The sequence below is a fragment of the Clostridium senegalense genome, from assembly GCF_018916625.1.
GTDB lineage: Bacteria > Bacillota > Clostridia > Clostridiales > Clostridiaceae > Clostridium_J > Clostridium_J senegalense.
In genome coordinates, this window is record NZ_JAHLNC010000001.1 from 194,444 (window position 1) to 207,318 (window position 12,875).

The window sequence follows — 12,875 nt, forward strand, 5'->3', positions numbered from 1 at the left end:
ATATTATGAATTTCTATTTATATTGTAAATTAATAAGTGATAAATTTACTTTAACATAAAATTTTATTTAAAACATATATCTCATTATTTGTTTTATTAAGACATGAACATGTTTATATCATCATCAACATTTGTTATTCCACCAATTCCAAAGTTATCAACTAATACTTTTGTTACATTTGGTGATAAAAATGCTGGTAATGTTGGTCCTAAATGTATATTTTTAACGCCTAAATGCAATAGTGACAATAATACTATAACTGCCTTTTGCTCATACCATGCTATATTATAACTTATTGGTAAGTCATTTACACTTTCAACACCAAATACTTCTGCAAGCTTTAAAGCTATTACAACTAATGAATATGAATCATTACATTGTCCTGCATCTAGCACTCTAGGAATTCCATTGATATCTCCTAAATTTAATTTATTATATTTGTATTTTGCACAACCTGCTGTTAAAATTATTGTATCTTTTGGTAACTTTTCTGCAAATTCTGTATAGTAATTTCTTGATTTAGCTCTTCCATCGCATCCAGCCATAACAAAGAATCTCTTTATATCTCCAGCCTTTATAGCTTCAACAATCTTATCTGCTAATGCAATTACTTGATTATGAGCAAAACCACCAACAATTTGTCCCTTTTCTATTTCTGTAGGTGCTTTACACTTTTTAGCCATTTCTATTAATTGAGAAAAATCTTTTTTACCAAATTTGTCAGTTTCTATATGCTTACATCCTGGAACACCTGTTGCTCCTGTTGTAAATAATCTATTCTTATAAGAATTGGATGGAATTACAACACAATTTGTTGTCATAAGTATAACCCCATTAAACTTTTCAAATTCTTCTTTTTGTTTCCACCAAGCATTTCCGTAATTACCTGCAAAATGTTTATATTTTTTGAACTTAGGATAATATTGACCTGCTAACATTTCACCATGTGTATAAACATCTACTCCCGTTCCTTCTGTTTGCTGAAGTAACATTTCTAAATCTTTTAAATCATGTCCTGATATTAATATTCCTGGATTATTTCTTACCCCTATATCTACTGTTGTGATTTCTGGATGACCATAAGTTTTAGTATTAGCGCTATCAAGTAATGCCATTCCATCCACACCATATTTTCCTGCTTCAAGAGCTATCCCTACTAAATCATCTACCGTTAAAGTATCATCTAAAGTTGCTGCTAATGCTTTTGCCATAAATCCATGAATTTCGTCACTATTGTATTCTAAATTCATGGCATGTTTCATATATGCTGATAATCCCTTTAATCCATAAAGTATAAGTTCTCTCAAACTTCTTATATCTTCATTTTCAGTTGCTAACACTCCAACTGTTTCTGATTTTTGCACAAAAGCTAATTCATTATTCCCCTTCCAATGGGCAGCATCTGGAATAATTATTTCTTTAGTATTCATACCTAATATTTTTTTTAAAAAACCACCAGTTACCTTAGTCTCACCTATAACCCCACCAGCTTTTAAAACCTTAACTTTTAAGCTTTCTCTCAATTTTAAAGTTTGTTTAATTCTTTCTAAAAGATCTTCTCTATGAAAATTTGCATTTGTAATTGTTGAAAATAAATTTTCTGTTATACATTTGTCTACTTCTTTATCTATCACACCAACTTTTCTACCTTCATTACTTATAATCGCAAGACCTTTAGTAACGTATACTAATAAATCCTGAGTCTTTGCTACATCTTCAGTTTTTCCACAAACACCTTTTACTGTACATCCCTTACATCCTGCTGCTTCTTGACATTGATAACAAAACATTCCCATTATGAATTCCTCCTTGATTTCTCATACTATTTCTATGTATTATAAGGTTTTAAGTTTTAATTTTAACTTATATTTTTTTAGTTTAGAAAAAACATGTATTAGTTGTATTTATGTTAACTCTTACTATACTTTATGTATTTGTAATAAAATCTTTATGTATAAATTAAACCTTCAACTTACATCCTTATATATCATTCTTTTAATATCTGTCTTCCACAATTGAAAGTATACTATTTTTCAGATTACATTTCGGTAACTATTGTTACACATTCTTTTAAAATATAAAAATGTTATTTTTTTATTTTAATATTTTTAATGATAAAATTCGTTTTTGAAAATAAAAATAAGAACCTAGTTAAACTAAGTTCTTATTTTTATTATAGTACTTTTTATTAAAATTATTTTTATTAAAGCTATTTTAATTTAATTATGAGTTGACCACTTTCAACTTGGCTACCCTCATTAACTAACACTTCTTCTATCTCTCCAGAAATTTTAGATACTATATTAGTTTCCATTTTCATAGCTTCTAAAATCATAAGTTTTTGATTTTTTTCTATTTTATCCCCTTTTTTAACTAACACCTTAACAACTTTTCCCGGTATACTAGCACCTATTTCTGTATGATCCTCTTTACTAGCAAACACAATTGACTTTTCATTTTTATTTTCTTCAATAGCCCTATCTTTTACATCTATTTCTCTTCTAAATCCATTTACTTCAAATATCACTTTTCTCATACCTTTTGAATCTGGATTTAGAACTTTTATTAATTTTACTAAAAATACCTTACCTTCTTCAACTTCAATTTCTAAAGTTTCCCCTTCCACTATTCCATGGAAAAATGGTACACTTGGCATATTTGAAAAATCACCTTTTGTCTTCTTATACTCTACATATTCTTTAAATACCTTTGGATATAAAGCATATGCTATAATATCTTTTTTCTCTGGAGTTATTTCTAATTCTTCTCTTAATATTTTTTCTATCTTTTCAAAATCTTCATCCTTTAAAAGTTCTCCAGGTCTACATTCTATAGAATCTTCATCTTTTAAAACAATTTTCTGTAAATCTTTTGGGAATCCTCCATTAGGTTGTCCCATCATACCTTTAAAATAATCTACAGCTGAGTCTGGGAATGATAATATTTCCCCTTTTTCTAATATATTATTAGAATCAATATTATTTTTAACCATAAATATAGCCATATCACCTATCATTTTAGATGATGGAGTAACCTTAACAATGTCTCCAACCATACCATTTACTTCTTTATACATATCCTTTATTTCTTGGAACTTATGACCAAGACCAAAACTCTTAACTTGTTGTTTTAAATTAGAATATTGTCCTCCTGGAATTTCATATTTATATATTTCAGCGCTTGTAGCCTTTAACTCGGACTCAAAGTCTTCATAAATAGGTCTTACACTTTCCCAATAATCAGATATCTGCTGTAAACTGTCACAGTCTAACTTTGTATCACGTTTTGTATTTTCAAGAGCTGCTACAACAGAATTTAAAGCAGGTTGACTTGTAAGTCCTGACATACTATTAAATGCAGTGTCTACAATATCTACTCCAGCTTGTGCTGCCATAAGTACAGTGGCAACCCCATTTCCACTGGTGTCATGCGTATGTAAATGTATTGGTATATTTATCTCTTCTTTTAATGCGGATATAAGTTCATATGCAGCATATGGTTTTAAAAGCGCTGACATATCTTTTATACCTAATATATGAGCTCCCATAGATTCTATTTCTTTAGCCATTTTAATATAATAATTTAAATCATATTTTTTTCTACTACTATCTAAAATATCTCCTGTATAGCACATACATACTTCAGCAACTTTTCCTGTTTTTAAAACTTCATCTGTTGCTACTTCCATACCTTTTAACCAGTTTAGTGAGTCAAATATTCTAAATACATCAATACCTTTATCTGCAGATTCCTTTATAAATTCTCTTATAACATTATCTGGATAGTTTTTATATCCAACTCCATTGGCACCTCTAATTAACATTTGGAATAATATATTTGGAAGTTTCTTTCTTAATATCTCCAATCTTTCCCATGGATCTTCTTTTAAGAATCTATATGCAACATCAAAAGTTGCTCCTCCCCACATTTCAACTGAAAATAAATCTTTTGCAAGATGAGACATTGGTTCTGCTATCATCGCCATATCTTTTGTTCTAAGTCTTGTTGCCATAAGTGATTGATGAGCATCTCTCATTGTTGTATCAGTTAAAAGTAATTTCTTTTCATTTTTGATCCACTCAGTAAGACCTAATGGTCCTTTTTTATCTAAAATTTGTTTGGTTCCACTTAAAGACTGAGACTTAGGAAATTTAGGTATTTGAGGTATATCAAAATCTTTATGACTATGCTTGCCCTCATTAACTATTTTTTCGCCTAAGAAATTAAGTAATTTAAGTTCTTTATCTTCTTTAGGTATTACATTTAACAATTCTGGATGATTTTCAATAAAGCTTGTTGTGCAAATACCTTTTTCAAATTCTTCACAACTTAAAACATTTATTAAAAAATCAGAATTAGTCTTAACACCATCTATTTTAGTTTCTCTAACCGAACGTTTTGCTTTATTTATTGTTTCTTTAAAAGTTCTTCCATGAGTTATTACTTTTACTAATAAGCTATCGTAATATGGACTTATGACAGCTCCAGTAAATCCATTGCCACCATCAAGCCTTACACCAAATCCTGAACTAGTTCTATACATATCTATCTTACCTGTATCTGGGAAGAAATTATTCATAGGGTCCTCAGTAGTTATCCTACATTGTATAGAGTATCCCATGCAATGTACGTCTTTTTGACTTCCTATTCCAATTTCTTTAGAACCTAAACTAAATCCTTGTGCTATTAAAATTTGACATTGTACTATATCTATAGATGTAAGCATTTCTGTAACTGTATGCTCTACTTGTATTCTTGGATTCATTTCAATGAAATAATAGTTTCCATGACTATCTACTAAAAACTCTGCTGTTCCTGCACTTCTATAATTAACAGCTTTAGCTATCTTTATCGCATCATTACATATATTTTCTCTTAAACTTTCAGGTAATGAAAAAGCAGGAGTATATTCTACGAGTTTTTGATGTCTTCTTTGTATAGAGCAATCTCTTTCATAAAGATGAACTATATTACCATATTTATCTCCAAGCAATTGAACTTCTATATGTTTAGGGTTTTCTATATATTTTTCTATAAAAATATCATCTATTCCAAAAGCTTTTTTTGCTTCGTTTCTGGCACTTATATATGCATCTATAAGCTCTTCCTCGTTACGAACAATTCTCATACCTCTTCCGCCACCACCAGCAGCAGCCTTTAACATTATAGGATAACCACATAAATTAGCAAGTTCTTTTGCTTTTTCTGCTGACTTTATTGGCTCATTTGTTCCAGGTATAATAGGAACTCCAACAGATTCTGCAACTATTTTACACTTTATTTTTTCTCCTAGTTTATCCATCATTTCAGATGTTGGTCCTATAAATTCTATATCATTTTCTTCACACTTTTTAGCAAATTCCATATTTTCAGATAAGAACCCATATCCTGGATGAATTGCATCAACTTGCTTTTTCTTTGCTAATTCTATTATTTCATCAATAGAAAGATATGCTTCTACTGGTCCTTTTCCACGTCCTATTTGATAAGCTTCATCTGCTTTTGTTCTAAATAACGCACCTTTATCTTCTTCTGAGTATATAGCTACTGTTCTTATTCCAAGTTCATGACAGGCCCTGAATACTCTTATAGCTATTTCCCCTCTATTTGCAACAAGAATTTTTTTAAAACTCATTTAAATCCACCCTTTCACTAGTTCTAACATAATATGTATATCATTTTATCTATATAATATAATTATACGATTTTAATTATCCAAATATTTTTAAAATTTAAACTATATAATAGTTATCTTTGTAGTTTTCAAATTATAATCATAAATAATTTAACATTCAATCTATTTTTTGTTAATATAGAGCCCAACGGTAAATCATTTAATATGAATTTGAATAATTTACTATTAGACCCTATATAATTTTCTTATAACAATTCTATATTGTTTTCTTTACATTTCTTTATCATTTCTTTATTCCATATACTAGCTTGAACTTCTCCTATATGTGCTTTTCTTAAAAAATACATACAGATCCTAGATTGTCCTATTCCACCACCAATAGTATATGGAAGCTTTTTGTTTAATAACATCTTATGATATTCTAATTCTTTTCTATCTTCACAGCCATTTATTTTTAATTGTTTTAAAAGAGAATTTTCATCTACTCTTATTCCCATAGATGAAAGTTCTAATGGCTTATCTAGAATAGGGTACCAAAATATTATATCTCCATTTAGTTCCCAATCATCATAATCAGGAGATCTTGTTCCATGCTTTTCTCCAGAGTTTAAAACTTTTCCTATTTTACTTATAAAAACTGCGCCTTTTTCTTTTGTTATCAGTTTTTCCCTTGTATCCGAATCAACATCTGGATACATATCCTCTAACTGCTGAGATGTGATAAAATATATGTTTTCCGGCAACATAGGCTTTATATGTGAGTATCTTTCACATACAATTCGTTCAGTTTCTTTAAAAGTTGTATATATTTTATTTACTACATCTTTTAAATAAACTTCACTACGTTGCTCTTTACTTATTATTTTTTCCCAATCCCATTGATCTACATATATGGAGTGAGTATTATCTAAAATCTCATCTCTTCTAATGGCATTCATGTCTGTATAAATACCTTCATCAACCTCAAATCCATAATTACTTAAGGCTATTCTCTTCCATTTAGCAAGAGATTGTACAATTTCCAAATTATCTTCTTTTATGTCTAAAGCATCAAAGGAAACTGGTCTTTCCACTCCATTCAAACTGTCATTCACTCCAGTATTTTCCATTACGAACAATGGAGCTGATATTCTTGTAAGATTTAAGTTTTCTGCTAAACTTTTTTCAAAATAATCTTTAATAAATTTTATAGCTCTTTCAGTTTCTATAATACTTATTTCTGAATTATAATTTTTTGGAATTATTAAGTTTTTATCCTCTTTCACAAATTCATGTTTATCTTTTTTTACTAAAGTATATTCCCCACCTGAACCATCTCCTAACAATTTTTGATTTATTTTTTCATTTCTAAATTATATATTATATTTTAGCGTAAAAATCAATCTCATAATTAATTGTATTTTAACGCCAAATTTAAAAAGAAAACTTATTTTGTATCAGCTTTTGTATCAGCTATTAACATAGTACATCTTTTTTATCAAAATTGCAATATATTTTTAAATTAATTTCAATATTTTTTATTGATTAGTTAATTTAAAGTATTTTTTCTTTATTTTCATCATTTAAATTTGCTTTTTAACATACTTTATAGTGTTTTTTAGTGTTTTTATTCCTTTTATAACTTAATTGTTTTTTTTACATGAAACATAGCCATCATAAAAATTTCATTATTGTAGCATTTTATTCATTTGTGATACACTTTTGTTGGTTTTTTTTATATTTTTAGATTTTTTTTATATTTAAACTCCTCGCAACCTTGTATTTATAATAGTTTAAATAGTGCTCACATAAAACAAATAATATTAAAAATAAAAAAAGTATTTAAAAATAAATTTAAAATTTATTTTTAAATACCTTTTACTATTCATCTATCTTTTTCTACCTAACAATCTTAATAAATATATAAATATATTTATTAAGTCTAAATAAAGATTTAGTGCTGCTAATATAGCAAATTTATTAACTTCAACTGGTGAAAGTTCATATGAATACTTATGTATAATCTTTATTTTTTGCATATCATAAGCTGTTAAAGCACAGAATATAATCATTCCTACATAATTTATAAAATTAAAAAGTCCATCATTAGATCCTAAAAGCATATTTATTATACTTACAATAATTATTCCTACAAGAGACATAATAGCAAATCTTCCTAAAGTTGATAAATCTCTTTTAGTTGTCATCCCTATCATTCCTGAGCAAAGGAACATTAAAGCTGCTATAAAAAATATAAAAATAATTGATTCTAAAGAATATGCTAATAATATAGCTGAGAACGTTACCCCACTAATTACTGAGTACAATAAGAATAATATAAACCCAGTTTTAACAGACATGCTTTCCATTTTTCTAGTTATTAAACTGACTAATCCTATTTCTACAACAATAGCTACAAAAAATGAATACTGATTATAATATAAAAATATTATAAAATCTTCATTAATACATAATGCATATGAAACTATAAAAGTTAATATTAATCCCATAGTCATGTAAAGTAATGTTTTTCCTATAAACTTATTTTGACTAACTTGAAAAGAATTTCCTTCCATTTTTTTAATTCCTCCTTCAATTAAAATTAAAATTTTTTATTTAATTCTACCATTTTAGTTATATTTTTTCAATATATTACTTGTAATTTATGTTATTTTTTTAAAAAAATTTGAAATTTTTTAAAAAATATGCTAGTATATCTATGGATTTATTTGTTTTTTTGAAAAAAATGTATAATTTTGTTTTAGGAGGATTTATTATGGAAAATGATAAAAATTTTGTCCCTAGTGAAGTTAAGAAATGGAATTGGGGAGCTTTCATGTATAATATTTTATGGGGAATAGGAAATCGTTCCTATCTACCACTTTTATGTCTAATTCCTCTTTTTAATATAATATGGATTTTTGTATGTGGTGCAAAAGGTAATTCTTGGGCATGGAAAAAAGGTGATTTTGAAAGTGTTGATGAATTTATGAAAATTCAAAATACATGGTCCAGAGCTGGATTATTTTCATTTATATTAACTATGATTATTATAGTTTTATATCTATTGATAGTAATTTTTGCATTTATTCCTTTATTAAGTAATTATGGAGAATACTATAATTATTAAACTATATATTATATAATGAAAGAAAAAACTATGTGTAGCTAAACTCATAGTTTTTTCTTTTATATTTTATAGAAATATAATTTTTTAAAGTTAATTTAAAACTTTTTATTAAGTTAGACATTTCACACATTATTATGTTATAATGAATTGCATATAAAATATATGTTAATTTTTTTTAAACAATTTTTATTATTTCTATAATAGAAATTTATTTTTTTGCAAAGTTTTTGTAAAGGTTTTACTAATGATTTTTACTAAGTTAGTGTTTTCATACTTTTCATACACTAATTTAATAAAAATCCATTAGCTTTTATATAATTAAAATATTTTGAATAAAGTTAATAATCAATATAAACGATTTCTATAATAAAACATTAAATTCTAAAAGAAATTTAGTTATATATAGGGAAACAAGCTCAAATTTACATTTATTCAATGATATCAAAATATTTTTATACAATATTTAGTGTTGAATTCTAAGTGATTCAAAGCATATATAACTATTTTGGGTATCTAAGTTTAGATGGAATAATTTTCAAAGTGCACTTGGAACCCTGAAATTAACTTTCCTTAAAATAAAGTAAAAGTAAATTGGATTTAATTTTAAATTAAAATATTAGAGGGGATGAAAGAATGAAATATTGGAAAAAGTATACTGAGGAAGAATTAAACCAAAAGGTTTCAGAAGCATTAAGTAGAACTTTAAATTATGACAATACTAATACTATAGGTATTCCTGGAACAAAATTAGATAATGCAATGTTTTATGACGGATTTGATTTTGTTAAAAAATCACCATATCTTAGAACTTTTATACAAAATCCTAATCATATAGGCTGCCATACATATGATAAAGCAGATATATTATTTGGAGGTACTTTTGATATAGAAAGAGAACTAATTCAACTTTTATCAAAAGATATACTTAATGGAGAAGATGAAGAATTTGACGGTTACATTGCTCAAGGTGGAACAGAAGCAAATATTCAAGCTATGTGGGTTTATAGAAATTACTTTAAAAATGAAAAAAATGCTAAACATGAGGAAATAGCTATAATAACATCTGCAGATACACATTACTCTGCATATAAAGGTTCTGATTTATTAAATATAGATATTATAAAAGTTCCTGTTGAATTTTATACTCGTAAAATCCAAGAAGAGGTTTTAGATAGTATAATAAAAGAAGCAAAAGAAAATGGTAAAAAATATTTTATAGTAATTTCAAACATGGGTACTACTATGTTTGGTTCTGTAGATGATCCTGATTTATATGCAAATACTTTTGATAAATATGAATTAGATTATAAAATCCATGTAGATGGTGCTTTCGGAGGATTTATATATCCTATCGGAAATAAAAATTGCAATACAGATTTTTCTAACAAAAATGTAGATTCTATTACATTAGATGCTCATAAAATGCTTCAAGCACCTTATGGTACTGGTATTTTCTTATGTAGAAAGAATTTAATACATAATACACTTACAAAAGAAGCTACTTATATAGAAAATTTAGATGTAACAATAAGTGGAAGTCGTTCTGGCGCTAATTCTGTTGCTGTATGGATGATTCTTGCTACGTATGGTCCATTTGGATGGCTTGAAAAAATAGATAAATTAAGAAATAGGACAAACTGGTTCTGTAATGAATTAGAAAATTTAAATATTACTTATTATAAAGAAGAAATGATGAATCTTGTAACTATAGAATCTAAATATGTAAATGATGAAATTGTAGAGAAGTATTTCTTAACTCCAGAAGTTCATAACGATACTAATAAATGGTATAAAATAAATGTTATGGAACATGTACATTTAGAAATATTAAACTCTTTAATAAATGATTTAAAAAATCATTTAAATTCTTCTACAAAAACAGCATAAAAAAGCGTGCAATTGCACGCTTTTTTATTATATATTAACATTTCAATTCCAAATTACACTTTTCATCAGTAATTGTACTAAACGGTAATACATAATTATTAATTACTTTTGATATAATAGCCCCTATTATTATAAATATAATTCTTTCTAAAGTTATAAAAAAAAGTTGTTGCCCTATAGCAACTGTTCCTAATGCTGATATGGTAACACAAATTATCATTTTTTTATACTCAGTTATATAAGTGTTAGCATATCCTACCACCATTAATATTAAACTTCTTAATACTGACGATTCTATAATGGTAAATAACACTATAAATATTATACTTCCAATTAATGTTCCCTCTATTCTTTTAGATATTCTTTCATTACAATTATCTTTATATGGCTTTGTAAGAGAAAATACAGTATACATTATCCATCTTACTTCTGGTAAATCAATTTTCTCCATAATAAATGTAGAAATTCCCATAACTAATGCCATTCTAACTCCATATGAAAACATTAAACTTTTCTTTGTGAAATTTTTCTTATATTTAAAAACTTCATTCTCTAATTTAAATTTATTTATACTGACATCATTTTTTCTATTTATTATATATTGTAGTGTTACTGAAAATAAAGCACCGAAAATTAATGCTGCTAACCTTATAATAAACTTTTTATCATCAACAGGAGTATTTAACATAAACATATATTGAAGTCCAAAAGGTATATATAATCCCTCATTTAAATTATATGAACAAACATATGCAACAATAAACATAACTGTAGTGTTTAAAATCAAACCTAATATTAATGACTTATATGCTAAGAATGAACATAATCCTAAAAATACATTCATAAATAATATTTTTGAAAAACTTACAACAAATTTTTCACTAGGCTTTTTTTCTATTATCATTAATGCTAAAGTTATTACTGTAACACCTATAAGAGTATTTTCTTCTCCAAATATAATTTTGAATAAACCTATAAATGCCACTATCATAATAAATAAAATACTTTTTGATAAAATCATTTTTTTATTCATGTTGAACCTCTTTTCTTTTCATGCTATTGAGGATTTTATCATAATGTAAATTTTTTTTAAAATTTATTAACATTCGTTATATGCTAAACTATTCTTTTATTATTGTATATAATATTGCTATTGATAACGTACTTTTAATTTATTAATTTTAATATTTTTCTATACGATACATACATTATAAATATTTTTATCAAATTTTTATAAACTTATAAATAAAACTAAAAAGGTTATTGCCATTTGGCAATAACCTCTTAACTATAAAGATTTTTTTATTTCAGATATCATTATTTCTGTAGAGCTAATTCCACTTCCCCCTAAGTACCATACTTTTGGATCAAGATATATTATCTTTCCATTTTTATATGCATTTGTATTTTTAACTATATCTGTTTCCATTATTTCTTTAGCTGATTTTTGTTCTCCTCCAACAATTACACTTTTATCTATTACAAATATATATTCTGGGTTTTTAGATAATATATACTCATAAGAAACATTTTCACCATGATTATTTTCACCACTTAAGTTTTCATCTGCACACTTAAATCCGAATTTATCATATATCATACCAAATCTAGATCCTTGTCCAAACACACTAATAGATCCTTTATTTACCATAAATATTAAAGCATTATTTTCCGAACTTGTAGTCTTTTTATTTATTTCATCTAACTCTTTATTAATCTTTTCAACTTCTTTTTTTCCAAACGCATCTTTTCCAAATATTTTTGCCAATATAGATATATTATCTTCTAAAGATTTAAAATGATCATTATTAACTGTTCCAAGGCCAATAGTTGGTGCAATCTTAGAAAGTTCTTCGTAATATTTACCTTGTCTTCCTTCTATTATTATTAAATCTGGTTTTAGTTCATTTATTTTCTCCATGTCAAACTCTAATAAAGCTCCTAAATCAGAATATTTTTCATCATTATACTTTGATAAATATTCTGGTAAATTAGATTTAGGTAATGCAATTGGCTCTATTTCCATTTTATCTAATATATCTAAAGAACCATAGTCTAAAACTACAATTTTTTCTGGATTACTTTTAACCTGTGTTTGCCCATATCTATGTTCTATTACCATATCTCCAACTAAGCCTTCACCTTTACCTTCATTTGAAAATTTTAAAAAACTGTATCCCCCTATTAAAAATAAAATTATTATTAAAATACTTATTAAAACCTTTTTACTCATTTCTTCCTCC

General features: G+C 26.3%; 8 protein-coding genes. 2 read left to right on the forward strand and 6 right to left on the reverse strand.

Annotated features, from left to right (window positions below; all coding sequences use genetic code 11):
• Positions 1 to 96: 96 nt before the first annotated feature.
• From hcp to KQI36_RS00975, 4 genes are all read right to left on the reverse strand, one after another.
• Positions 97 to 1,797 (reverse strand): hydroxylamine reductase, encoded by a 1,701-nt coding sequence (gene hcp, locus KQI36_RS00960; protein ID WP_216449267.1) that lies wholly within the window; start codon positions 1,795 to 1,797, stop codon positions 97 to 99.
• 413 nt (positions 1,798 to 2,210) lie between these two features.
• Positions 2,211 to 5,636, reverse strand: a complete 3,426-nt coding sequence (locus KQI36_RS00965; protein WP_216449268.1) for a pyruvate carboxylase — start codon at positions 5,634 to 5,636, stop codon at positions 2,211 to 2,213.
• 245 nt (positions 5,637 to 5,881) lie between these two features.
• Positions 5,882 to 6,901 (reverse strand): aspartate--ammonia ligase, encoded by a 1,020-nt coding sequence (asnA, locus tag KQI36_RS00970; RefSeq protein WP_216449916.1) that lies wholly within the window; start codon positions 6,899 to 6,901, stop codon positions 5,882 to 5,884.
• Between the two features lie 603 nt (positions 6,902 to 7,504).
• Positions 7,505 to 8,191, reverse strand: a complete 687-nt coding sequence (locus tag KQI36_RS00975; protein ID WP_010292102.1) for a Bax inhibitor-1/YccA family protein — start codon at positions 8,189 to 8,191, stop codon at positions 7,505 to 7,507.
• Positions 8,192 to 8,391: 200 nt separating this feature from the next.
• On the opposite strand from KQI36_RS00975, the gene KQI36_RS00980 reads away from it, so the two are divergent.
• Together KQI36_RS00980 and KQI36_RS00985 are read left to right on the forward strand one after the other, a co-directional pair.
• Positions 8,392 to 8,745, forward strand: coding sequence for a ribonuclease G (locus tag KQI36_RS00980; protein ID WP_216449269.1), 354 nt, complete (start codon positions 8,392 to 8,394; stop codon positions 8,743 to 8,745).
• Between the two features lie 633 nt (positions 8,746 to 9,378).
• Positions 9,379 to 10,632, forward strand: coding sequence for a pyridoxal phosphate-dependent decarboxylase family protein (locus KQI36_RS00985; RefSeq protein WP_216449270.1), 1,254 nt, complete (start codon positions 9,379 to 9,381; stop codon positions 10,630 to 10,632).
• A gap of 34 nt (positions 10,633 to 10,666) precedes the next feature.
• On the opposite strand, the gene KQI36_RS00990 is transcribed toward KQI36_RS00985, so the two are convergent.
• Both KQI36_RS00990 and KQI36_RS00995 read right to left on the reverse strand, forming a co-directional pair.
• Positions 10,667 to 11,665: an FUSC family protein gene (locus KQI36_RS00990; RefSeq protein WP_216449271.1), complete on the reverse strand. Its 999-nt coding sequence runs from the start codon at positions 11,663 to 11,665 to the stop codon at positions 10,667 to 10,669.
• 255 nt (positions 11,666 to 11,920) lie between these two features.
• Positions 11,921 to 12,865, reverse strand: coding sequence for a siderophore ABC transporter substrate-binding protein (locus KQI36_RS00995; protein WP_216449272.1), 945 nt, complete (start codon positions 12,863 to 12,865; stop codon positions 11,921 to 11,923).
• Between the last annotated feature and the right edge of the window lie 10 nt (positions 12,866 to 12,875).